This window comes from Paracoccus sp. T5, from assembly GCF_048538155.2.
Classification (GTDB): Bacteria; Pseudomonadota; Alphaproteobacteria; order Rhodobacterales; family Rhodobacteraceae; genus Paracoccus.
Window position 1 is genome coordinate 1535835 of record NZ_CM135809.1, and the last position, 23789, is coordinate 1559623.

The following is a 23789-nucleotide window of genomic DNA, read 5'->3' on the forward strand; positions in this document are numbered from 1 at the left end:
AGTGCCCAGATGACCTATGTCGTGACCGACAACTGCATCATGTGCAAATACACGGACTGCGTTGAAGTCTGCCCCGTGGACTGTTTCTACGAGGGAGAGAACACGCTGGTCATCCACCCGGACGAATGCATCGACTGCGGCGTCTGCGAGCCCGAATGCCCGGCCGACGCCATCCGTCCGGACACCGAGCCTGCCATGGAGCAGTGGGTCGAGTTCAACCGCAAGTACTCCGAGCAATGGCCGGTGATCACGCGCAAGAAGGACCCATTGCCGACCGCCGCCGAAATGGACGGCCAGGAAGGCAAGTTGGAGAAGTATTTTTCGGAAGCGCCCGGCGAAGGCGACTGATTCGGTCAGTCAAGGATCCCGCTGCCGAAGATGTTGGCGCTAAGGCGCTCAAGAACCATAAGAAAGCGTCCGCGCGCCGGCTGCACCCGGCATCAGTGCTGACGCTTTTTTTTATGGCATTTTTGTGTTATGTTAGCCGCAGACGCGCCTCTGATGCAGGTCAGGGGCTCTCGGGAAGTGCCCGAAGCTGCCGTCCCCCACGCCCTCTGCCGGGCAGGGGCAACATATACAATTCAAAACGGACCGAAGGGGGCCGACGCCTCCTCCGGCCCTTTGTGCCCGTCAAAGGGCGCTGTCCAAAGGAAGCCAGATGTCGAAATCCAAGAAGAACGAATTCCGCCCCGACGAGTTCGTCGTCTATCCCGCGCATGGCGTGGGCCGGATCGTGTCCATCGAAGAACAGGAGGTCGCAGGCCTGCGGCTGGAAATGTTCGTCATTTCCTTCGACAAGGACAAGATGACCCTGCGCGTTCCGACCGCGCGTGCCTCCGAGATCGGGATGCGCAGCCTGTCGACGCCTGATCTGATCGACCGTGCGCTGGAGACGCTGAAGGGCAAGGCCCGCGTCAAGCGTGCGATGTGGTCGCGCCGCGCCCAGGAATACGAGCAGAAGATCAATTCCGGCGACCTGATGTCCATCGCCGAAGTGGTGCGTGACCTGCACCGCAGCGACGACCAGCGCGAGCAGTCCTATTCGGAACGCCAGCTGTACGAAGCCGCGCTGGACCGGTTGACCCGTGAAGTGGCCGCCGTGGCCGGGCTGGACGAAGGCGGCGCGCAGAAGCGCGTGGAAGACGTGCTGACCTCGCGCGCGGCCTGATCTTTTTCTGGAATTTGCGGCAAGGGGCGTCCTCAGGGGCGCCCCTTGCTGCATCGACCCGCCCCAGAACCGTTGTTCCCGCCGTGGACAACGCTTGGGCAGCCGCCTATAACCCGCGCAAACTCCCACTGCGAAACGCTCGAGGCACACCATGATCAAGGTTTTCGGCCATACTTCCCCCGACACGGATTCGACCGGCTCGCCCATCATCTGGGCCTGGTACCTGAACGAGGTCCGCAGGACCCCCGCCGAAGCCGTTCTGCAAGGCGAGCCGAACACCGAGGCGCTGTGGATGCTGAACCGCTGGAACCTGGCCATGCCGCAGATCATCGCGGACGTGGCTGCAGGCGACCAGTGCGTCATCGTCGACACCAACAACCCGGCCGAGCTGCCCGCATCGCTGGATCAGGCCGACGTGATCGAGATCATCGACCACCACCTGCTGGCCGGCGGCATCAAGACGCGCTCGCCCATCAATATCACGATCCGGCCGCTGGCCTGCACCGCCACCATCATGCATGACCTGATCGGCGAGGACATGGCCCGCGCCCCGGAGACGATCAAGGGCGCGATGCTGACCTGCATCCTGTCCGACACGCTGGAGTTCCGCAGCCCGACGACGACCGAGCATGACCGCGCGGTGGCCGAGAAGCTGGCCGCCGACCTGGGCGTCAACATCACCGATTTCGCGGCCGAGATGTTTGCCGCCAAGTCCGACGTCAGCGCCTTCAGCGACGAGGCGCTGCTGCGCATGGACAGCAAGGAATACGAACTGGGCGGCAAGCAGCTGCGCGTTTCGGTTCTGGAAACCACCGCGCCGCAGGTCCTGCTGGACCGCAAGATGTCGCTGATGGCGGCCATGCCCAAAGTCGCGGCCGATGATGGCGCGGACGAGGTGCTGCTCTTCATCGTGGACATCCTGCGCGAACAGGCGACGCTGCTGGTCCCTAATGCTTTCGTCAAGCAGGTAGCCGAGCGCAGCTTTGCCGCGACCGTCGACGGCGACACGGTGGTGCTGCCGGGCGTGATGAGCCGCAAGAAGCAGATCATCCCGGTCCTGGCCGTCTGATGCCGCGCATCATCGCTTCGCTGGCCGAGATCTCGGCCGGCTACGACGCGCTGTTCTGCGACCTCTGGGGCTGCCTGCATAATGGCAAGCAGCCCTATCCGGCGGCCGTCGCGGCGCTGCAGGCGTATCGGGCTCAGGGCGGCAAGGTCTGCCTGATGACCAATGCCCCACGCCCCAGCCAGTATGTCATCGCACAGCTGGACCGGATGGGCGTGCCGCGCGATGCCTGGGATCTGGTCGTCAGTTCCGGCGACGCGGCCCAAGACGCGATGTTCGCGGGCGCGGTGGGCCTGAAGGTCTGGCATATCGGCACCGAAAAGGACCTGGGCTTCTTTGACGACGTGCCGGAGGTGCATGCGGCCGCAGCGCCGATCCGCCGGGTGCAACTGGCCGAGGCCGAAGGCATCGTCGCCTCGGGTCCCTTCGACGAGATCAAGGAGACGCCGGAGGATTACCGTGCCCGCTTCATCGATGCCCGCGACCGCGGGCTGCCGATGCTCTGCGCCAATCCCGACATCGTGGTCGACCTGGGCGAGACGCGGATCTATTGCGCGGGGGCCCTGGCCGAATTCTACGAAAGCTTGGGTGGGCAGGCGCTCTATTTCGGCAAGCCGCATGCGCCCATCTATCAGCGCGCGCGTCAGTTGATGGGGTTGGGCGCCGAGGCCCGGTACCTGGCCGTTGGCGACGGGATCGGGACCGACATCCTGGGCGCCGAGCAGCAGGGGATCGATTCGATCTTTGTCACCGGGGGTTTGGCTGCCGAGGCCTTTGGGACGGATGTGGAAGATCCCGATGCGGGTCTTCTGGACGAATGGCTGGCGGTCCAGCAGCGACGCCCGACCTACGCGATCGGGCGCCTGCGGTAATGGCATTTTCCCAACCGACAAAAGGCCCGCGCCCCAGGCGCGGGCCTTTTGCGTTGTGCCTCCCGCTTTTTTGGAAGCAACATACGGTCCTAAAGTCTCATTGAATTGATATTTTATTGCGCTATGATGTTAATGCTGCTATGCGGCATTCATCCCTGGGCTGGTCAAGACAATGGATCCCAAGATGCTGGACAATCTTCCGCGCGGCACGATCGTCATCGAGGATCTGGAAGTGGGCATGATGCGCCACCTGCAAAAGCTGGTGACGGACCGGGATATCGAACTGTTCGCGGAGGTGTCGACCGACCGGAACCCGGTGCATCTGGACGATGCCTATGCGCAGGACACGATCTTCGAGGGCCGCATCGCCCATGGGATGCTGACGGCGGGCCTGATCTCGGCCGTCATCGGAGAGCAGCTGCCGGGGCACGGGACCGTCTATCTGGGACAGACGCTGAAGTTCATGGCGCCCGTCCGCCCCGGCGACATGGTGCGGGCCGAGGTGCAGGTCGAGGCCATCGATCACGCGAAACGGAGGGTCACGCTTGCAACCCGCTGCCTCGTGGGCGATACGGTCGTGCTGAAAGGCGAGGCGGTCGTGCTGGCCCCGAGCCGCAAGTTCGACTGAGGGGGCGCGCGGGCGTCCCATTGGGGGCGCATTGCAGATCCACCGCGACTGGACTGGACTTCCGACCGAGGCGCGGGGCGCCTCGATCGCCATGGGAAATTTCGATGGCGTCCACAAGGGCCATCGCGCTGTCATAGATGCGGCCCGGGCCGCCTCGGACGCGCCCTTGGGCATCCTGACCTTCGAGCCGCATCCGCGCCAGTATTTCGCCCCCGACGCCGCGCCGTTTCGTCTGATGAACGCCGAGGCGCGGGCCAATCGTCTCTGCCGCCTTGGCGTCCAGCAGCTTTACGAACTGCCGTTCGGTCCGGTTCTGGCGGGCCTGACGCCGGAATGCTTTGCCCGCGAGGTGTTGACCGAGGGGCTGGGTGTCGCGCATGTGACGGTCGGGGCGGATTTCTGCTTTGGCAAGAACCGCGCGGGCACCGCCGCAACGCTGCAGGAACTGGGCGCGCAATTCGGCTTTGGCGTGACGATCGTGCCGCTGGTGGGCAACGGCAAGGCCGAGTTCAGCTCGACCGCGATCCGGCAGGCGCTGACCGAGGGACGGACGCATGATGCCGAGCGGATGCTGGGACATTGGCACCGCATCGAGGGCGAGGTCGTGCATGGCGACAAGCGCGGTCGCGATTTTGGCTGGCCCACCGCCAACATGCGCATGGATGACCTGCACCTGCCGCGCCTTGGCGTCTATGCGGTGCTGGTCGACGTGCTGACGGGGCCCGACAGGCTGTCCTGCCGGGGCGTCGCCTCGCTCGGGGTGCGGCCGATGTTCGGGCGCAATACCCCGAACCTCGAAGTGCACCTGTTCGACTATTCGGGCGACCTTTATGGTCAGCACCTGTCGGTGGCGCTGGTCGATTTCCTGCGCGACGAGGCCAAGTTCGACAGCATCGACACCCTGATCGCGCAGATCGCGCAGGATGCCGAGGACGCCAGGCGTCTATTGGCAGGCCGCTGATGCGGGACCGCTTCTGGGAACTGCCGTTGCCCAAGCTGGCCGCCGACGAGTGGGAGGCCCTTTGCGACGGCTGCGGCAAGTGCTGCCTGAACAAGATCGAGTTCGAGGATACGAACGAGCTGGCCTTCACCCGGGTTGCCTGCAAGCTGCTGGACGGAGAGGCCTGCCGCTGCAGCAGCTATGGCAACCGCCACAGCTTCGTGCCGGATTGCGTGGTCCTGACGCCGGCCAAGATCAAGGAGATCGCCTGGTGGCTGCCGGCCACCTGTGCCTATCGCCTGCGCCACGAGGGAAAGCCGCTTTACCCGTGGCACCACCTGATTTCGGGCGACCCCGAGACGGTGCACAGCGCCGGGGCCAGCGTGCGCGGCTGGACGGTCAGCGAGCTGTCGGTGACCGAGGACGATTGGGAAGACCACATCATCGAGGACCTGTCGTGAATTTCGCCTCGGACAATTCCTACGGCGCCCATCCCGCCGTCATGACCGCGCTGGCGGAGGCGAACTCTGCCGGACCCGTGATGGGCTATGGCGCGGACCCCGTAACGGCGCAGGCCGCCGATGCGATCCGCGCGCTGCTGGAGGCGCCGGACGCGGTGGTCCGTTTCGTGGCGACCGGAACGGCCGCCAATGCGCTGGTCTGCGCGCAGCTGTCGCCCCCCTTCGGCCGCATCTATTGCCACGAGGACGCGCATATCGAGACCAGCGAATGCGCCGCGCCCGAGTTCTTTGCCCATGGCGCCAAGCTGATCACCTTGCCCGGCATGGGTGGCAGGCTGGCGCCGCAGACGCTGTCGCAGGCGCTGAAGCTGGGGGCCGATGGCGGGCTGAACGGTGGGCGGAACGCCCTTGTGTCCATCACCAATGCCACGGAATGGGGCACGGTCTATGCGCCCGCCGAAGTGGCCGCGCTCGCGGCCGTCGCGCAAGAGGCGCGCGTACCGCTGCACATGGACGGCGCGCGGTTTGCCAATGCCGTGGCGTCGCTTGGCTGTTCGGCCGCAGACCTGACCTGGCGCGCGGGTGTCGACGCGCTGTGCCTGGGCGGCACCAAGAACGGTGCCATGGCGGCCGAGGCGGTGGTCTTCTTTGACCCGGCGCAGGCCGAAGGGTTCGACTATCGCCGCAAGCAGGCGGGGCATGTCTTTTCCAAGAACCGCTTCCTGGCGGCGCAGATGCTGGCGCTGGCCAATGATGGTCTGTGGCTGGAGCTGGCCAGGCTGGCCAATGCCAAGGCCGCGCATCTGGCCGAGGCCCTGACACAGGGCGGCGGACAGTTGCTGCAGCCGGTCCAGTCGAACGCGGTCTTTGCCGCCATTCCGGCCGAGACCCATGCCCGTGCCCGCGCCGCAGGGGCGATTTATCACCTTTGGCCCGACAAATCGGCCGAAGGGCTGGACCCGGTGCCGCTGCGCCTGGTCTGCGCTTGGGACACGCCCGATGGGGATGTCGAGGCGCTGGCGGCGATCCTGCGCGGCTAGCCCCTCAGGGCGTGCAGCAGCATCTGCAGCGCGTGTTCGACCGTGGCGGCCCTGACACGATGGCGGCCGATGGCGCCGAATTCCACGGTCTCGGTGCGCGTGCCGAAGGGTTCGGCGATGCCGAAGCAGACGCGACCCTCGGGCTTGTGTTCCGACCCGCCCGGTCCCGCGATCCCTGTCACCGAAATCGCGATGCCCGCCTGCGAATGGCGCAGCGCCCCGGCAGCCATCTGGGCCGCAACCTCTTCGCTGACGGCGCCTTGCGCCTCCAGCGTGTCGGGCCGCACACCCAGCATCTGCATCTTCGCGGCATTGGAATAGGTGACAAAGCCCCGATCCACTGCATCCGACGATCCCGGAACCTCGGTCAGGGCGCCGGCGATCAGGCCGCCGGTGCAGCTTTCGGCGGTGGCGATCATCACGCCGCGCGCGCGGGCGGCGTCCAGGACATCGGCGGCCAGGGTCATAGCATCAGCGGGATGTGGAACGCCGCCGCCGCGACCATCGTGGCAAGACCTGCGAAGAGGCCCGCCCAAAGGTCGTCCAGCATCACGCCCGCCGGGTCACGGCGCCGGTCGGCCCGCCCGATGATCCAGGGCTTCCAGATGTCGAAGAGCCGGAAGAAGACAAAGGCCGCGACCCAGCCCGGCCAGGGAAAGCGGTCAGGGCCCAGATCCATCATCCAGAACCCGAAGGACGGGAACAGAAGCGCGATCCACTGGCCCGCCACCTCGTCGATGACGATCTCGCTGCGATCGGGATCCTCCATCCCGGCAGTGAAGCGCCGCACGGCCCAGAAGCCCAGCAGGATCACCAGGCCCGTGGCCAGGGCCAGCAGCGGGAAATGCCCCAGCCGGTGAAGCAGCAGCCCAAGCGCCACCGCGACGGCCGACCCCCAGGTGCCGGGGGCGGGGCGCAACAGCCCGGCGCCGAACCAGATGCAAAGCAGGCGTTCCATGCGTCAGTCCTTGATCAGGGTGGCGGTGGCGATGGCGGCGATGCCCTCGCGGCGGCCGGTAAAGCCCAAGCGCTCGGACGTGGTGGCTTTGACGCTGATCCGATCCGCGTCGAGCCCCATGATCTGGGCCAGCCGGTCCTGCATCCGGGCGGCATGGGGGCCGATCTTGGGCGCCTCGCAGATCAGCGTCACATCGGCATTGCCAAAGCGGAAGCCGTGGCTGCGCGCCAGTTCGGCCGCATGCGCGAGGAAGATGGCGCTGTCGGCGCCGTTCCATTGCGGATCACTGGGCGGAAAGTGGCGGCCGATGTCGCCTTGCGCCAAGGCGCCATAGATGGCGTCGGTCAGGGCATGCATACCCACGTCGGCATCCGAATGCCCCACCAGTCCCGCGTCATGCGGGACCTTGATCCCGCAGAGCCAGACATGGTCGCCCGGACCAAAGGCATGCACGTCGTAGCCATTGCCAAGGCGGATATCCATCGTGCCTCCCAGGATGCGTTCGGCCCGCGCGAAATCGGCGGGAAAGGTGATCTTCAGATTATCTTCCGAGCCCGGCGTGATGACAACCTCGACCCCGGCCTTGCGGGCCAGTTCCACGTCGTCCGCGGCGTCCCCGGGATAGGTGCGGTGGGCCTTCGCGATCCGCGACAGCAGGAAGCCCTGCGGCGTCTGCGCGCGGAACAGGCCGCTGCGGTCGGTGGTGCCGGTAACGCTGCCCTGGTGACCCTGCCAAAGCGCGTCGGAGACGGGCAGGGCGGGTGCGGCGGCCTCGGCCCCCGATAGCAGCGCATCGATCACGCCCTGGATGACGTTGTCGCCGACCAGGGGGCGCGCTCCGTCATGGATCAGCACATGGCTGGCCTGACCCTCCAGCGCCGCAAGACCGGCCCGCACGCTGTCCGCGCGGGTCTGCCCGCCGGTGACGATGGCCGCCAAACCGGCATAGCGGGCCATCGCTTGGTCCATGTCGTCGGGGCTGACGACCAGCACGACCTGCTGAAAGCCGCGAAAGGCCGCCAAGGTGCGATCCAGGACGGGCTGGCCGGCCAGCACCTGCCACTGCTTGGGCTGATCGCCGCCCGCACGGGTCCCGCGACCGGCCGCGGTGATCAGCGCGGCAAAGCCGGCAGGGGCCCGGACGGTCATGCGTGGTCCGGCATGTCGCCCCGGATGGCGCGCGCAAACGCGCTGCGGTAGAGGGCCGACAGTTCGGCCAGGGAGGCGCTGTCGGCGCCGAGCGTTACGCTATCCCCGCCAAAGTGGCCGACCGTGGCAATGGTGACGCCCGCTGCGGCGGCAGCCGCCGTCAGCGCCTCGGCCGCCGGGGGAGTGCATGCCACCAGATAGCGGGCCTGATCCTCGCCGAAGAGCTGGCCGATGTCGCCGCTGTCCAGCGTCACGCCCCGACCTGCCGCTTCGGCCATTTCGAAGGCTGCCAGCGCCAGCCCGCCCTCGGACAGATCGGTGGCCGAGGAAACCTGCTTGCGGTTCAGACGCAGGAATTCGCCGTTCTTGCGTTCCGCCTCCAGGTCCACATGCGGGGCATCGCCCGCCTCGATCCCGAAGGCCTCGAAGGCCAGCGCCGACTGCTCCAGATGGCCGCGCGTCTCGCCGATGACCAGGGCCAGATCGCCCTCGGCCGGAAGCCCCGCGATCAGGTCGTCCAGGTCGGCGATCAGGCCGACGCCGCCGATGGTGGGCGTCGGCAGGATGCCCTTGCCGTCGGTCTCGTTGTAAAGCGACACGTTGCCCGACACGATGGGAAAGTCGAGCGCCTTGCACGCTTCGCCGATGCCCTTGATGGCGCCGACCAGCTGGCCCATGATTTCGGGCTTTTCGGGGTTGCCGAAGTTCAGGTTGTCGGTCGTGGCCAGGGGCAGGGCGCCCACGGCGGTCAGGTTGCGATAGGCCTCGGCCACGGCCTGCTTGCCGCCCTCGAAGGGGTTCGCCTTGACATAACGCGGGATCACGTCGCTGGTGAAGGCCAGCGCCTTGCGGGTCCCGTGGACGCGCACCACGCCCGCGCCCATGCCGGGACGGCGGATCGTGTCGGCGCCGACCTGGGTGTCGTATTGCTCCCAGACCCAGCCCTTGTGGGCGTGGTTCGGGCTGCCGATCAGCGCCCGCAATCCGTCGATGGGGGCGATGGCCGGCAAAGTCGGCGCAGGGGCGGCGGCGGGCGTTTCCACCCAAGGGCGGTCATATTCCGGCGCCGATGAGCTGAGCTTGGACAGCGGCAGGTCGGCCATGACCTCGTTGCCATGCAGGATCAGGAAGCGGTCCTCGGGGATGGTCTCGCCCACGATGGCGAAATCCAGGTCCCATTTTTCAAAGATCGCCCGCGCCTCGGCCTCCTTTTCGGGCTTCAGCACCATCAGCATCCGTTCCTGGGATTCCGACAGCATCATCTCGTAGGCCGTCATGGCGGTTTCGCGCTGCGGGACGTGGTCCAGAACCAGCTTGATCCCTAGGCCGCCCTTGTCGCCCATCTCGACGGCCGAGCAGGTCAGGCCGGCGGCGCCCATGTCCTGGATCGAGATCACGCTGCCCGAGGCCATCAGCTCCAGGCAGGCCTCCAGCAGGCATTTCTCGGTGAAGGGGTCGCCGACCTGCACGGTGGGGCGCTTGTCCTCGATCGTATCGTCGAACTCGGCGCTGGCCATGGTGGCCCCACCGACGCCGTCGCGACCGGTCTTGGCGCCCAGATAGACCACCGGCATGCCAACACCCGAGGCTGCCGAATAGAAGATCTTGTCGGCATCGGCCAGGCCTGCCGCGAAGGCGTTCACCAGGCAGTTGCCATTGTAACTGGGGTGGAAACGGACCTCTCCGCCGACGTTCGGAACGCCGAAGGCATTGCCATAGGCGCCGATCCCCTCGACTACGCCCTTGACCAGATGCGCGGTCTTGGGATGATCCGGCATGCCAAAGGACAGCGCGTCCATCGCGGCGATTGGGCGGGCGCCCATGGTGAAGACGTCGCGCAGGATGCCGCCCACGCCGGTTGCGGCGCCCTGGTGCGGCTCGATATAGCTGGGATGGTTGTGGCTCTCCATCTTGAAGACGACGGCCTGGCCATCGCCGATATCCACAACGCCGGCGTTTTCACCAGGTCCGCAGATGACCTGCGGCCCATCGGTCGGCAGGGTGCGCAGCCATTTCTTCGATGACTTGTAGGAGCAGTGCTCGTTCCACATGGCGCTGAAGATGCCCAGTTCGGTGAAACTGGGCTCGCGCCCGATGATCTGCAGGATGCGGTCGTATTCGTCGGGCTTGAGCCCGTGCGCGGCGATCAAATCCGGGGTGATCGTCGGTTCCTGCATGGTTCGGGCCCTTCCTGCGCATGAAATCACGCGCCTTTTACGGCCTGCCTTCGGGCATGGGAAGGACGCGCGGGCTGTCGAAAACAAAAAAAAGCCGGGCACGAGGCCCGGCCTAAGTCCAACAGGGAGGTAGAAGGTGATGCGCGGTTACGCGGACCATCGCCTTCAGAGCCCGATTTATGTGCACGCTGTGAACTTCGCAAGAGAAACGACGCTGCATGTGCAGCATAGCCGCCATGCAGTGATGTAATGGCTACACGCTTAAGTAGAATTGACGTTGGGGGCGGCATCGGCATGAGGCCGGGTCGCCGGGGCCATCACTCGATGCCGGATTCGCTCTGGTACCGGCGATAGGCCTGAATCTCTTCCAGAACGAAGTCGCGAAAGACCGCGACGCGCCGCGTCTGCCGAAGTTCTTCGGGATAGGCCAGAAACACCGGGACTTCGCCCGATTCCACGTCAGGAAAGACGCGCACCAGATTTGGATGATCTGCGGTCAGGTAATCGGGAAGCACGCCGATGCCCAGATTGGCCAGCACCGCCTGAAGCACGCCGAAGTAGTTGTTGACGGTCAGGGTGGAGCCCACGTTCTGGGCCATGAGTTCCTGGACAAGGCGGGCACCTGCCGCCACCTGCGGAAGGTCGGGCTTTTGGCAGATCAGCCGGTGCTTGGCCAGATCCGTCAGGGCGCCGGGTTCGCCGCGCGCCGCCAGATAATCGGGGCTGGCGTAAAGCCGCATCCGGATGTTCAGAAGCCTGCGGCGGATCAGGTCGGACTGGCTGGGCTCTTTCATGCGGATGGCGACATCGGCCTCGCGCATCGGCAAATCCAGCACTCGCTCCTCCAGCAGCAGGTCGATCCGCAGGTCGGGAAATTTTTCGTAGAGCTTCACCAGGCGCGGGGCCAGCCACAAGGTGCCAAAGCCGACCGTGGTGGTCACCTTCAGTTCGCCAAAGACGTTCTGCTCGCTGTCGCGGATGCGGGCCGAGGCGCTGTCCAGCTTGCGTGCCATGGCCGAGGTCGCGTCAAACAGCAATTCGCCCTGCTCGGTCAGAATCAGTCCGCGCGCATGACGGTGGAAGAGGGTGGTCCCAAGCGATTCTTCCAAGGCGCGGATCTGCCGACTGACCGCCGATTGCGACAGGTGCAACGTGTCGCCGGCATGGGTCAGGCTGCCGGCATCGGCCACCGCGTGAAAGATTCTGAGCTTGTCCCAGTCCATCCTTTACAATCCTGTCATAACAGCCATGCGCTTTTTGCAGACCTGTCCATCACCTGCGGTGCCGGGCCGCTCGCGTCAAGAACTGAATTTTATGTTCTTCGGTCAGCCATTCTGACCTATACTGATCCAGGGAGCCGCAAGGCATTGGAGGAGAGCAACATGAGCAAGCAGGAATTCACGCTGGCCGACCGGTTCGACCTGTCGAAGCCGCATGTGCTGTTGAACGGGACGCAGGCACTGGTGCGGCTGATGCTGATGCAGGCGGCACGCGACAAAGCCGCGGGGCTGGATACGGCGGGGCTGGTGACCGGCTATCGCGGATCGCCCCTGGGCGGGGTCGATCTGGCGATGATGCGTGAGGCCAAGCGGCTGGAGGCGGCGCAGGTCCGCTTTCAGCCTGGCCTGAACGAGGATCTGGCGGCGACCGCGATCTGGGGCAGCCAGCAGGCCGAACTGCGCGGAGAGGGACGCCATGAGGGTGTCTTTGCCCTGTGGTACGGCAAGGGGCCGGGCGTCGACCGCACGGGCGACGTGATGCGCCATGCCAACATGGCCGGATCGTCGCGCCATGGCGGCGTCGTGATGGCCATGGGCGACGATCATACCGGCGAAAGCTCGACCGTGCTGCACCAATCGGATTGGGCGATGATCGATGCCTATATCCCGGTTCTGTCACCCGCAGGTGTGCAAGAGATTCTGGATTACGGCCTCTACGGATTCGCTTTGTCCCGGTTCGCCGGCGTCTGGACCGGGCTGAAGACGATGAAGGACACGGTCGAGGCGACCGCCGTGGTGAACGGGGATCCCCACCGGCTGAACTTTGTCACCCCTGCGACATTCGCCATGCCGGAGGGCGGACTGAACATCCGCCTTGGCGATACACCGGTCGCGCAGGAAGCGCGGATGATCGACCACAAGCGATGGGCGGCCGAGGCGTTCAGCCGCGCCAACCGCATCGACCACCGGGTCTGGGGCAAGCCCGGCGCCAAGATCGGCTTTGTCGCCGCGGGCAAGAACTGGCTGGACCTGGTTCATGCGCTGTCGCTGCTGGGCATCGACGAGGCGGAGGCCGAGCGTCTTGGCCTGACCACCTACAAGGTCGGGCAGACCTGGCCCATGGACATGAAGTCCATCCAGGAGTGGTCTGAAAACCTGGAGCTTATCGTCTGTGTCGAGGAAAAGCGGAAGCTGATCGAGGTGCAGCTGAAGGAAGCCATCTTTGACAACCGCCGCGGCCGCCGCGTCCATGGCTGGAAGCACGACCGCAGCGGAGAGGAGCTGTTCCCGACCCGCTATGCGCTGGACCCGGTGATGATCGCCCAGAAGATCGGCGGCATCCTGATCGAGGAGGGGCGTGGCACCGACCATGTCCGCGCCGGGCTGGAGCGCCTGAACGAGGTGCGCCGCAACGACAACGCGCCCGAGATCGCGACGCGCACGCCCTGGTTCTGTTCGGGCTGCCCGCATAACAGTTCAACCCGTTTGCCCGAAGGCAGCCGTGCCTATGCAGGGATCGGCTGTCATTACATGGTGCAGTGGATGGGCCGGGATACAGAGGGCTTCACCCATATGGGCGGTGAGGGTGCCAACTGGATCGGCGAGGCACCCTTCAGCACCAGAGGCCATGTGTTTCAGAACCTTGGCGACGGTACCTATAATCATTCCGGGGTATTGGCCATTCGGGCTGCGCTGGCCGCGGGCACCAACATCACCTACAAGATCCTTTATAATGACGCGGTGGCGATGACTGGCGGCCAGCCGAACGAGGGCGGCCTCTCTGCTCCGCAGATCGCGCGCGAACTGGTGGCGATGGGGGTCAAGCCGCTGGTGGTCGTCTATGACGAGAAGGAGGAGGTCGACCGGACGCTGTTCCCCGCTGGCCTGCGCTTTGAGGAGCGCGCGCAGATGATGAACGTCCAGCGCGAGCTGGAAACGGCGACCGGGGTCAGCGCAATCCTCTATGTGCAGACCTGTGCGGCAGAGAAGCGTCGGCGGCGGAAGAAGGGCCAGTTTCCGGACCCCGATCGCCGCGTCTGGATCAACCCTGACGTCTGCGAGGGCTGCGGCGATTGCTCGGTCCAGTCGAACTGCGTCTCGGTCGTGCCGCTGGACACGGAACTGGGCCGCAAGCGCCAGATCGACCAGTCGAGCTGCAACAAGGACTACAGCTGCGTCAACGGCTTCTGCCCCAGCTTTGTGTCGGTCAAGGGCGGCAAGCTGCGTCGTCCCAAGGCCGAGGCATTCGATCTGCCCGCCTTGCCCGCGCCGGAGCTGCCGGTCATCCAGGGCACGCATAACCTGGTGATCACCGGCGTCGGGGGCACGGGTGTCGTGACCATCGGTGCCGTTCTGGCGCAGGCCGCCCATATGGACGGAAAAGGCGCCGGAATGATGGAGATGGCCGGGCTGGCGCAAAAGGGCGGCGCGGTTCACATCCACCTGCGCCTGGCCAACCGGCCTGAGGATATCAGCGCGATCCGCGTCGCCGTGGGTGAGGCCGATTGCGTCATCGGCGGCGATCTGGTGGTGACGGCGGGGGCCAAGACCATCGGCCTGATGACCCAGGGCCGCACCGGCGCGGTGGTGAACGATCACGAGATCATCACCGGCGACTTCACCCGGTTTCGCGATTTCCAGGTGCCGTCGGACCGGCTGAAGCTGTCGCTGCAGGCGCGGTTGCAGGATCGCGTGGCCTTCCTGGATGCCAACGAACTGGCGCTGCGGATGCTGGGGGATTCGATCTATTCAAACATGCTGGTCCTGGGCGCCTGCTGGCAGCGCGGCCTGATCCCGCTGAGCGAAGAGGCGATCATGGAGGCCATCCGCCTGAACGCCGCCAAGGTCGAGGAAAACCAGCGCGCCTTTCAGATCGGCCGTTGGGCCATAGCCTTTCCGGACCAGGTGCGAAAGCCCGCCGAAGTGACGCAACTGCCCCCGGACCCGGTGGAATATCGTGCGGCGCGGCTGGTGGATTATCAGAACAAGCGTTTGGCGCGCCGGTTCCGCAAACTGGTCGATGCGGCCCCCGCGCCGATGCGTGAAAGCGTCGCAAGAGGCTATTACAAGCTGTTGGCCTACAAGGATGAATACCAGGTGGCCCGGCTTCACCTGACGACGGCAGAGCAGGTGGCGCGGCAGTGGGAGGGTGACGTGAAGCTGTCGCTGCACCTGGCTCCCCCCATGCTGACGGGAACCGACGCCAACGGCCGTCCGCGCAAGCGCGAATTCGGACCCTGGATGCTGTCGGCATTCCGGGTGCTGGCCCGGATGAAGGGGTTGCGCGGCACGCCGCTGGATCCCTTCGGCTATGGCGCCGAGCGGCGGCGGGAACGGGCGATGATCCGCGACTATGAAGCCGACATGGCTGAGGTTTTCGCCAAGGTCACCGACACCACCATGCCGATCGCGATCGAGCTGGCCGAGCTTCCCCTGTCGGTGCGTGGTTTCGGTCCGGTCAAGGAGGCTGCCGCAGACAGCGCGGCCGAACGCCGGGCCGAGCTGCTGGCGCAGTTCCGGGCGGGACATGCACCCATCCGTGAAGCCGCTGAATGATCTGAATCATTTCCAAAGGCTGCGTGTCGCCCTATGAAGGGCGCCACGCGATGCGGGAGGGCAATCCATGGCGGTTGGGGTTTTCGATTCTGGACTGGGCGGACTGACGGTGCATCAGGCCATTGCCGCGCGCCTGCCGGACCTGCCCCTGGTTTATCTGGGCGACAACGCCCATGCCCCCTACGGCGTCCGCACCGCCGACGACATCTTTGACCTGACCTGCCGCGGGGTCGAGCGGCTGTGGGACGAGGGCTGCGATCTGGTGATCCTGGCCTGCAACACGGCCAGCGCCGCAGCCCTGCGGCGCATGCAGGAAACCTGGCTGCCCGAGGGCAAGCGCGTCCTGGGCGTATTTGTCCCGATGATCGAGGCGCTGACGGAACGGGCCTGGGGCGACAATTCGCCGCCCCGCCGGGTGGCCGTCAACAATGTCGCCCTCTTCGCGACGCCTGCCACCGTGGCCAGCCGGGCCTTTCAGCGCGAGCTGGCCTTTCGCGCCGTGGGTGTGGACGTCGAGGCGCAGCCCTGCGGCGGTGTCGTCGACGCCATTGAAATGGGAGACGAAATCCTGGCCGAAGCGCTGGTGACCAGCCATGTCGAGGCGCTCAAGCGGCGGATGCCCTTTCCCGAGGCCGCGATCCTGGGATGCACCCATTACCCCCTGATGGAAGAGGCGTTCCAGAATGCCTTGGGTCCCGATGTGACGGTCTACAGCCAGGCGGGTCTGGTGGCAGAGAGCCTGGCCGACTATCTGCAGCGCAGGCCGGAATTCGTGGGGCCGGGAACAGTGTCCAAATTCCTGACCACGGGTGATCCGGTCCGCGTTTCGGGCAAGGCCACGCAATTCATGCGGCGCTCGATCCCGTTCGAGGCGGCCTGAACCACATCTGAACCAGGGAGGGCCGCATGGCCGGCATGAAATCACTCAAGAAACAGCGGCGCATCCAAGTCTTGGCGGCAGCTTCGGTGGCCTTGGTGATGGCAGTGGGCCTGATCGGCTATGGGTTCAGCGACGGCATCAACCTCTATCGCTCGCCCAGCCAGGTTGGCGAGGCCGCGCCGGACCCGGAAGAGTTTTTTCAACTGGGCGGCCTGGTCAAGGACGGCTCGATCGTGAACGGCGAGGGCGTGGGCTTCGACTTCGTGATCACGGATGGCGTGGCCGAGATTCCGGTGACCTATATCGGCCGCGATCCGCGCCCGGACCTGTTCAACGAGGGCCAGGGCACGATTGCCAAGGGCTGGTACCGCGACGGCCGCTTTGAGGCGCGCGACCTGCTGGCCAAGCATGACGAAACCTACATGCCGCGAGAGGTGGTCGAGACGCTGAAGGCCAGCGGCGTCTATCAGGAGCCCGGCAGCTGACGCAACGCACGGGCCCTTAACCCCCGCTTAACCGCAAATCTTCAGCATTCCCCCTGCGGCCCAGAGCGGTGGCCGGAACGGGGGATGCATGCAGAGCGTCGAAGAGATTGCGCGGCAGATCGTTGCGCGCGAAGGGGGCTATGTCAACGATCCGGACGATCCGGGCGGAGCCACCAATTACGGCGTGACCATCGGGACGATGCGCGCGTTGGGGATGGACCTGAACAAGGACGGGCGGATCGACGCCGTCGACGTGCGGGCTCTGACCCGCGCCCAGGCCGAACAGGTCTTTGTCGAACATTATTTCCGCAAGCCGGGTCTGGGCCAGTTGCCCCTGCCTTTGCAGGCCAGCGTTTTCGACATGTATGTCAACGCAGGCACGAATGCGGTCAAGATCCTGCAGCGGCTGATCACACGCATGGGTTATCCTGCCACAGCCGACGGCATCATCGGACCCAGGACAATCGCCGCAGCCCAGGATGCGGCCGAGGCCGCGCCGCAGCATCTGGCCGATGCCTATGGGATCGCACGGCGCGGCTATTATTACGCCTTGGCGGATCAGCGCCCGGCCAGCCGCAAGTTTGCCCGGACGAAGACCGGCGGCAAGGGCGGCTGGATCACCCGGGCCGAGGAGTTCATCGCTCCGCGCTATCGCCTGACAGACGCAGAGCACCGCCAGAGGATTGCCGCATGGGCCTGATCGACCGCTTCATCGGGGTTGCCCCGACCGTCACCGCCCTTGGCAGCGCCGCGACCGGCATGGCCGAGGTCTTTACCCAGAACGCCACCCGCCGGATGGAACTGGACGAAGAAGCCTATGCCCGCGCCATCGGCCAGCATGGCCAGGAATTCGCCCAGCCTGCGAACGGCTGGTTCGACGGGCTGGTGAATGGGCTGAACCGCCTGCCGCGGCCGCTGCTGGCCCTGGGGACCATGGCGCTGTTCATCTATGCGATGATCGAACCCGTGGGTTTCGGCCTGAGGATGGAGGGGCTGCAGGCGGTGCCGGAGCCGCTCTGGTGGCTGATGGGTGCCATCGTCGGCTTCTATTTCGGCGCGCGAGAGGCGCATTACTTCCGCCACCGCGTCTGGCCCGATCGCAAGGCGACGGGCGATGCGGCATCTAGCCCGGCATCCGCGACGACCCCGCGGCCCGTCGTGCTGCCCGATGACGATTTCGCGGATAATGCCGCGCTGCGGGAATGGCGGAGCAGTCTGCGCGAATAGGCCGCATCACGTTTCACCCATGCCGCACCACCGACACGAAGGGAGGACTTTCCCCCCCTTCGTCTGGAGCTTATGCTGCGGACAACGGAGGATTGCCCCAGATGATCGCAGAATTCGGCCATTTCGCCCTGATCATGGCCTTCATGGTCTCGATCTACCAGATGACGGTCCCCATGGTCGGCGCCGCCAAGGGCTGGCACGGCTGGATGGACAGCGCGCGGCCTGCCGCCTTGGCGCAGCTGATCCTGATGGCGATCAGCTTTGGCGCGCTGACGATCGCCTTTGTGACCTCGGATTTTTCGGTCCTGCTGGTCTACGAGAATTCGCATACGTCCAAGCCGCTGATCTACAAGATCAGTGGTGTCTGGGGCAACCACGAGGGCTCGATGCTGCTCTGGGTGCTGATCCTGGCCGTGTTCGGGGCGGCGGCGGCGCTGTTCGGGGGCAACCTGCCGCCCAGTCTGCAGGCACGGGTGCTGGGGGTCCAGGCCTCGATCAGCGCGGCCTTCTACGCCTTCATCATCTTCACGTCCAATCCGTTCTGGCGCATGGGAAATCCACCCTTTGACGGGCGCGACCTGAACCCGTTGCTGCAGGACCCGGGCCTGGCCTTCCACCCGCCGTTTCTCTACCTCGGCTATGTCGGCCTTTCGATGGCGTTCAGCTTTGCGGTTGCGGCCCTGATCGAGGGGCGCGTTGATGCAGCCTGGGCGCGTTGGGTGCGGCCATGGACGCTGGCGGCCTGGGTCTTTCTGACCATCGGCATCGCGCTCGGCTCCTGGTGGGCCTATTACGAACTGGGTTGGGGCGGCTTCTGGTTCTGGGACCCGGTCGAGAATGCCAGCTTCATGCCCTGGCTGCTGGCCGCCGCGCTGCTGCATTCCGCGATCGTCGTGGAAAAGCGTGAGGCGCTGAAAAGCTGGACGATCCTGCTGGCGATCATGGCGTTTGGGTTCTCGCTGATCGGGACGTTCATCGTGCGCTCGGGCGTCATCACCTCGGTCCACAGCTTTGCCAACGACCCCGAGCGGGGGATCTTCATTCTGGCGATCCTTGCGGTCTTCGTCGGCGGCGCCCTGACCCTTTACGCGTTCCGCGCGGCAGAAATGACCGCCAAGGGCGTCTTCGCGCCCCTGTCGCGGGAAGGGGCGCTGGTCCTGAACAACGTCCTGCTGGCCGTGGCGGCCTTTGTCGTCTTCATCGGCACCATCTGGCCCCTGGTGGCCGAGATGGTCTGGGGCCGCGTGCTGTCGGTCGGTCCTCCGTTCTTCAACCAGGCCTTCACGCCCTTCATGATCGTCCTGGCGCTGGCGCTGCCGCTTGGTTCGATCATGCCGTGGAAACGCGCCAGCATCGCCCGCGCGTGGAAGCCGCTGCGCGGCGCGCTGATCCTGACCGCGGCGGTGATGGTGCTGGTTTATGCCGTCTCGACCGGGCGCTCGGGTCTTGCGGTCATCGGCGCGGGACTGGGTGCCTGGCTGGTCTTTGGTGCGGTCGCGGAACTGTGGCTGCGGACAGGTTCCTCGGGCATCGGGCGTTTGCTGCGGCTGCCGCGGGCGGACTGGGGCAAGGCCGTGGCCCATGCCGGGCTGGGGATCACCTTCCTTGCCGTGTCCCTCATCCAGGCATGGCAGGTCGAGGATGTCCGGGTGGCGCAGATCGACGAGCCGTTCCGGGTCGGCGCCTATGACCTTGTGTTGCGGTCCGTCGAACGTGTCGACGGGCCGAACTACCTGTCGCAGATGGGGGTGATCGAGGCCAGCCGCGACGGACGCGCGGTCGCGACGCTGACCCCGGAAAAGCGCGTCTATCCGGTGCAGGCGATGCCCACGACCGAGGCTTCGATCGACTACGGCTTCTGGCGCGACCTCTATGTGGTTCTTGGAGACGAGCAGCCGGCCGGCGGGTGGGCCGTCCGTACCTATGTAAAGCCCTTTGCGAACTGGATCTGGGGCGGCTCGATCATCATGGCCCTGGGTGGGCTGATCAGCCTCAGCGACCGACGCTACCGTGTGGCGGCCGGGGCCGCGCGACGCTCCGACACCGGCACGGTGCCAGCGGAATGAAACGCGCGCTGCACCTGATCCTGTTGATCCTGGTCCTGGCAGCGGCGCCGTCGCTGCCGGTCTTGGCCGTGCAGCCGGATGAGGTCCTGGATGATGCGGGTCTGGAGGCGCGGGCCCGGCAAATTTCGCAGCGGCTGCGCTGTCCGGTGTGCCAAGGCGAAAACATCGATGAATCGAACGCGCCGATCAGCCGTGACCTGCGGCTGTTCGTGCGCGAGCGCCTTGTCGCCGGCGACAGCGACAGCGAGGTCGTGGACAATGTCGTCGACCGTTTCGGTGAGTTCGTTCTGTTCGATCCCCGACCGACCGGCAGCAACCTGATCCTGTGGCTGGCCGGGCCGCTGATGGCGCTGATCGCGGCGGCTGTGGCCCTCAGGTTTCTGTGGGGCCGCAATCTGGCAAGCCCGGAGGTGACATCTCTGGACGCGGACGAGCAGCATCGGCTGGATGAGATCATGCGCGGCAAGTAGGCCCTGACGCAGGGTCGCGCTTTCGGCAGCCGGATTTTCCTGCATGATCCTCCCAACCGGGGAGGCCAACATGCACCATGACACCATTCTGTTTTCCATTGAGGACGGCGTTGCAACGCTGACCCTGAACCGCCCTGCGGTCATGAATGCTCTCAACCGCCAGATGCGGCAGGAGATGACACAGGTGCTGACCTCGCTACCGCCCGAGGTTCGCTGCGTGGTGATGACAGGCGCGGGGCGCGGTTTCTGCTCGGGCCAGGATCTGACCGATGCCTCGGCCGCTGCGGATCTGGAAGGCACGCTGCGCGACGAGTACGAACCGATGCTGCAGGCCGTGAGGCAGTGCCGGGCGCCGGTCATCGCTGCCGTAAACGGTGTCGCAGCAGGGGCCGGAGCCAACCTGGCGCTGGCCGCCGACGTCGTGATCGCCACCGAAAGCGCAAGTTTCATCCAGGCCTTCACCCGGATCGGCCTGATCCCGGATGCGGGCGGCACCTGGATCATTCCGCGTGCCGTCGGTGCGGCGCGCGCGATGGGGATGATGCTGTTCGCCCAGCCCGTCAGCGCGCGGCAGGCCGCCGATTGGGGCCTGATCTGGCAGGCGCTGCCCGACGCGGAGTTCGTTGAGGGCGTGGCCGCAAGCGCGCGTGCCTTGGCCGAGGGGCCGACTGGCGCCTATCTGGCAATTCGCGAGGCGGTGACGGCCTCTTTCGAGCATGACATGCCTGCCCAGCTGGCTCTTGAGGCCCGACTGCAGGGTCAGGCCGGGCGCAGCGCGGATTTCGGCGAAGGAGTGAGTGCATTCCTGCAAAAGCGCCCGCCCGTCTTTAGCGGTCGCTGATCACGCGATCTGGCAAAAACGCGGAGAGGCGCCGCGATTGTCGAAGAACGGAACGGTGACCGGGCAAGGCAGCCGCTGGCCGTGCTTTGCCGCGGCCAGCAGTTCCGACAGTTCGGCCAGCACCACTTCGGTGATGAAGGGCAGATCTAACTGCCGGGCCTGGCTCAAGGGCACCCAGTGCAGGTGGGAAAGTTCGTCGCAGGCACGGCTGAAATCTTCCAGGTCGCCCAGAATGTCGGCTGCATCGACGACGAAGAAATGTGCATCAAACCGGCGCGGCCGGCCAGGCGGGGTGATGGCGCGAAAGAAATAGGTCAGGGCGCCAGCATCGGGGCAAAGCCCGGCCTCGCGATAGCCCGGCCAGTCGCAAGCGGCGCCCGTGTCGCGCCCGACCAGAAGCCCGGTTTCCTCGGCAAGTTCACGCAGTGCCGCGGCCGCGATCGCGTCCGGACCGCTGCCGGGCTGGCCGCGCTGCTCGGCCATCAGCCGCTGCCGGCACGTGTCGGGCAGGGTACGCGCCAGTGGCGCCGTCGCATCCGATGCATCGACTGCACCGCCCGGAAAGACGTACTTGGACGGCATGAAGACGGCCTTGGCTCCTCTCATCCCCATCAGGACAGAGGGTTCAGGGCCATCGCGCCGTACGGCCAGGATCGAGGCCGCATCGCGGATCGGCAGGAGGTTCGTGGCTGTCACGCGCTGACGCCGCTGGAGCGGCTGCCAAATCCGTGCATCCGCCGGGCCCATTGCAGCCCGACCATTCCACCCTTGATCACCGGCAGCATGGCAAGCGACAGGACAATGGAGCCCAGGCCAAAGGCAACCAGCATTGTCATCGCACTCGGTCGCCAAGCCACGAAGGAGGCCAAAAGCAGCGGCGCCCCGAGATGCGAGACGATCAGGATGGTCAGATAGGCCGGCCCGTCATCGGCCTGCTGGTGGTGCAGGGCCTCGTTGCATTCGGAGCAATGGTCCGCGACCTTCAGGTAGCGGGTGAACAGGCGACCCGCTCCGCAGGCCGGGCAACGGCCGCGTGCACCTCGCAGCATCGCGTCCTTGGTGGGGCGCTCGGCCTCGTCATTCCCTGCCATGTCTGCGGCAAGGATCTGTCCTTGGGTCATGTTCCGTACTCCTTCGACGGGGCGGATCCCGGCCCCGCCGGCCAATCTAGGAAATCGGCGCGGCATTTGAAAGTGCCGCTTAGGCCGCCCAGTCCGGCTGCGACCGCATCACGCGGTTCCGTCCTGCCGCCTTGGCAGCGAGCAGGGCGCGGTCGGCCCGCTCCAGGGCGACCTGCGCCCTCTGTTCGGGCCAGCCGCCTTCTTCGGAAGGCTGGACGACGGCCATGCCAACCGAAGCAGTAACCCTGACCTGCCCGCCGCCGCACAGGCCCGGCAGCGCGACTGGCCGCACCTGGATCGCGCGCCGCAATGCTTCGGCCGTGTCCTGCGCCTCCGCTTCGCTGCAGTGCTCTAGGACCGCCAGGAACTCCTCCCCGCCCATCCGGGCCACCATGCCGGTCGAAGGGAGCGCTGCCTTTAGCCGCCCGGCGATCTCGACCAGGACCACGTCGCCGGCCGAATGGCCGTGGCTGTCGTTGATCGACTTGAAATGGTCCAGGTCGATGGCGATGACGGCGAAGGCATGATTTGCAATCAGGGCATCGCGCACGATCTCGCCCAGCTTGGGCAGCGCGTATCGGCGATTGTAGAGTCCGGTCAGCGGGTCCGTCATGGCCCAGACCATGTGGCGCTGAACCTCGGCCCGCCGCTTGTCGCTCCTGGACTTCCGCTGCAGCAGCATCTGAAGCGACATTGCGGCCGCGTCCGCGCCCTCGGCACCTCCCAGGCTCTCGAAAAGGACATCGCCGGCCCCGAGGTCAAGCGCGATGGCGGCAAGATCGGAACGGTCCGGGGCAATCGCGATCACGAAGCCTGCATCCCGCGAGCCTTGGCGCGAACGCAGTTCGGACAGCAGCCGCAGCCCATCGCCCTTGGCGCGTATATCGCCGGAGATGAGATAGAGATCGGCGGTCCTTCCGGAAGTGACCGACCCCAATGCCTCGTCAGGATCACGGATCTCGAAGCGACAGTTCATCCGCTCGGCCAGCATCTGACGCCAGCGCAGGGCGCGGGCGTGACTGTCGGCCACCAGCGCGATCAGGGGCCGCACCTCATGCACAAAGGCCGCCGCCGGTTCGGCCATTCCCATGGGGGCGGCCTGGGGCATTTCGGTCTCGCGCAGCAACCCGCGGACCCGCGCCATCAGGATCTGGTCGTCGACATCGGGGTCCAGCGCGGCCGTGGCGCCCGCTTGAAGCGCCGCCAAGCGCGAATCGGGCGGGACCAGCATCATGATCGGCACATCGGCGCAGCGGGGGTCCCGGACCAGTTCCGCACAGATATCGACCGGAGGCCTTTCGGAAAATCCTCCACCCAGAATGATCAGGTCGGGACGCGCAAGATCCAGCTCCTGATGTATTTTCGCGATGGAATTGACGGCTGCGACGTCGTAGCAGACAGCGCTCAACCGGACCTTCAGGGTGATCCGAGACGTTGCCACACCGTCGGCGATAAGGATTCGTGC

At 65.9% G+C, this 23789-nt stretch carries 24 protein-coding genes; 16 read left to right on the plus strand and 8 right to left on the minus strand.

Annotated elements, in window-relative coordinates:
• Window positions 1-9: 9 nt before the first annotated feature.
• The 8 genes from fdxA (at window position 10) to ACNR9W_RS07615 (ending at window position 6175) form a co-directional block, all read left to right on the plus strand.
• Entirely contained in the window at window positions 10-348 is a 339-nt protein-coding gene (gene fdxA / locus ACNR9W_RS07580) for a ferredoxin FdxA (protein WP_419268246.1), read from the plus strand.
• A gap of 310 nt (window positions 349-658) precedes the next feature.
• A complete protein-coding gene (locus ACNR9W_RS07585; RefSeq protein ID WP_419268247.1) occupies window positions 659-1168 on the plus strand; it encodes a CarD family transcriptional regulator in 510 nt (169 codons plus the stop codon).
• Between the two features lie 151 nt (window positions 1169-1319).
• On the plus strand, window positions 1320-2237 hold the full coding sequence (locus ACNR9W_RS07590; RefSeq protein ID WP_419268248.1) for a manganese-dependent inorganic pyrophosphatase: 918 nt from the start codon (window positions 1320-1322) through the stop codon (window positions 2235-2237).
• The gene (locus ACNR9W_RS07595; protein ID WP_419268249.1) at window positions 2237-3106 is read left to right on the plus strand and encodes a TIGR01459 family HAD-type hydrolase; all 870 of its coding nucleotides are present in this window, start codon (window positions 2237-2239) and stop codon (window positions 3104-3106) included. The genes ACNR9W_RS07590 and ACNR9W_RS07595 overlap by 1 nt, the downstream gene beginning before the upstream one ends.
• Window positions 3107-3290: 184 nt before the next feature.
• A complete protein-coding gene (locus tag ACNR9W_RS07600; RefSeq protein ID WP_419268250.1) occupies window positions 3291-3734 on the plus strand; it encodes a MaoC family dehydratase in 444 nt (147 codons plus the stop codon).
• A gap of 31 nt (window positions 3735-3765) precedes the next feature.
• Complete coding sequence (locus tag ACNR9W_RS07605) at window positions 3766-4695, plus strand: bifunctional riboflavin kinase/FAD synthetase (RefSeq protein WP_419268251.1); 930 nt, start codon at window positions 3766-3768, stop codon at window positions 4693-4695.
• Window positions 4695-5135, plus strand: a complete 441-nt coding sequence (locus tag ACNR9W_RS07610; protein ID WP_419268252.1) for a YcgN family cysteine cluster protein — start codon at window positions 4695-4697, stop codon at window positions 5133-5135. The genes ACNR9W_RS07605 and ACNR9W_RS07610 overlap by 1 nt, the downstream gene beginning before the upstream one ends.
• Entirely contained in the window at window positions 5132-6175 is a 1044-nt protein-coding gene (locus ACNR9W_RS07615) for a threonine aldolase family protein (protein ID WP_419268253.1), read from the plus strand. The genes ACNR9W_RS07610 and ACNR9W_RS07615 overlap by 4 nt, the downstream gene beginning before the upstream one ends.
• Here ACNR9W_RS07615 and ACNR9W_RS07620 read toward each other — a convergent pair.
• From ACNR9W_RS07620 to ACNR9W_RS07640, 5 genes are all read right to left on the minus strand, one after another.
• Window positions 6172-6642, minus strand: a complete 471-nt coding sequence (locus ACNR9W_RS07620) for a CinA family protein (RefSeq protein WP_419268254.1) — start codon at window positions 6640-6642, stop codon at window positions 6172-6174. The genes ACNR9W_RS07615 and ACNR9W_RS07620 overlap by 4 nt on opposite strands.
• Window positions 6639-7133 (minus strand): phosphatidylglycerophosphatase A family protein, encoded by a 495-nt coding sequence (locus ACNR9W_RS07625; RefSeq protein ID WP_419268255.1) that lies wholly within the window; start codon window positions 7131-7133, stop codon window positions 6639-6641. Before ACNR9W_RS07625 ends, ACNR9W_RS07620 begins: the two co-directional genes overlap by 4 nt.
• Before the next feature lie 3 nt (window positions 7134-7136).
• Window positions 7137-8282: a bifunctional 2-C-methyl-D-erythritol 4-phosphate cytidylyltransferase/2-C-methyl-D-erythritol 2,4-cyclodiphosphate synthase gene (locus ACNR9W_RS07630; RefSeq protein WP_419268256.1), complete on the minus strand. Its 1146-nt coding sequence runs from the start codon at window positions 8280-8282 to the stop codon at window positions 7137-7139.
• Window positions 8279-10459 (minus strand): phosphoribosylformylglycinamidine synthase subunit PurL, encoded by a 2181-nt coding sequence (gene purL / locus ACNR9W_RS07635; protein ID WP_419268257.1) that lies wholly within the window; start codon window positions 10457-10459, stop codon window positions 8279-8281. The genes ACNR9W_RS07630 and purL overlap by 4 nt, the downstream gene beginning before the upstream one ends.
• A 317-nt stretch (window positions 10460-10776) precedes the next feature.
• The gene (locus tag ACNR9W_RS07640) at window positions 10777-11682 is read right to left on the minus strand and encodes a LysR family transcriptional regulator (RefSeq protein WP_419268258.1); all 906 of its coding nucleotides are present in this window, start codon (window positions 11680-11682) and stop codon (window positions 10777-10779) included.
• A gap of 159 nt (window positions 11683-11841) precedes the next feature.
• Here ACNR9W_RS07640 and ACNR9W_RS07645 point away from each other — a divergent pair, with 159 nt between their 5' ends.
• From ACNR9W_RS07645 to ACNR9W_RS07680, 8 genes are all read left to right on the plus strand, one after another.
• Complete coding sequence (locus ACNR9W_RS07645) at window positions 11842-15234, plus strand: indolepyruvate ferredoxin oxidoreductase family protein (protein WP_419268260.1); 3393 nt, start codon at window positions 11842-11844, stop codon at window positions 15232-15234.
• Between the two features lie 67 nt (window positions 15235-15301).
• Window positions 15302-16114, plus strand: coding sequence for a glutamate racemase (locus ACNR9W_RS07650; RefSeq protein WP_419268261.1), 813 nt, complete (start codon window positions 15302-15304; stop codon window positions 16112-16114).
• Window positions 16115-16149: 35 nt separating this feature from the next.
• Entirely contained in the window at window positions 16150-16599 is a 450-nt protein-coding gene (gene ccmE / locus ACNR9W_RS07655; protein WP_419268357.1) for a cytochrome c maturation protein CcmE, read from the plus strand.
• Window positions 16600-16687: 88 nt separating this feature from the next.
• Window positions 16688-17299, plus strand: coding sequence for a holin-associated N-acetylmuramidase (locus tag ACNR9W_RS07660; protein WP_419268262.1), 612 nt, complete (start codon window positions 16688-16690; stop codon window positions 17297-17299).
• On the plus strand, window positions 17290-17826 hold the full coding sequence (locus tag ACNR9W_RS07665; RefSeq protein ID WP_419268263.1) for a holin family protein: 537 nt from the start codon (window positions 17290-17292) through the stop codon (window positions 17824-17826). The genes ACNR9W_RS07660 and ACNR9W_RS07665 overlap by 10 nt, the downstream gene beginning before the upstream one ends.
• Before the next feature lie 101 nt (window positions 17827-17927).
• Window positions 17928-19892: a heme lyase CcmF/NrfE family subunit gene (locus ACNR9W_RS07670; protein WP_419268264.1), complete on the plus strand. Its 1965-nt coding sequence runs from the start codon at window positions 17928-17930 to the stop codon at window positions 19890-19892.
• Window positions 19889-20362, plus strand: coding sequence for a cytochrome c-type biogenesis protein (locus tag ACNR9W_RS07675; RefSeq protein WP_419268265.1), 474 nt, complete (start codon window positions 19889-19891; stop codon window positions 20360-20362). Before ACNR9W_RS07670 ends, ACNR9W_RS07675 begins: the two co-directional genes overlap by 4 nt.
• Before the next feature lie 70 nt (window positions 20363-20432).
• Window positions 20433-21203, plus strand: coding sequence for an enoyl-CoA hydratase-related protein (locus tag ACNR9W_RS07680; RefSeq protein WP_419268358.1), 771 nt, complete (start codon window positions 20433-20435; stop codon window positions 21201-21203).
• On the opposite strand, the gene ACNR9W_RS07685 is transcribed toward ACNR9W_RS07680, so the two are convergent.
• From ACNR9W_RS07685 to ACNR9W_RS07695, 3 genes are all read right to left on the minus strand, one after another.
• Entirely contained in the window at window positions 21204-21899 is a 696-nt protein-coding gene (locus tag ACNR9W_RS07685) for an NUDIX domain-containing protein (protein ID WP_419268266.1), read from the minus strand.
• A complete protein-coding gene (locus ACNR9W_RS07690) occupies window positions 21896-22324 on the minus strand; it encodes a DUF983 domain-containing protein (RefSeq protein ID WP_419268268.1) in 429 nt (142 codons plus the stop codon). Before ACNR9W_RS07690 ends, ACNR9W_RS07685 begins: the two co-directional genes overlap by 4 nt.
• A gap of 79 nt (window positions 22325-22403) precedes the next feature.
• Window positions 22404-23732, minus strand: a complete 1329-nt coding sequence (locus tag ACNR9W_RS07695; protein WP_419268270.1) for a GGDEF domain-containing response regulator — start codon at window positions 23730-23732, stop codon at window positions 22404-22406.
• Window positions 23733-23789: the final 57 nt, after the last annotated feature.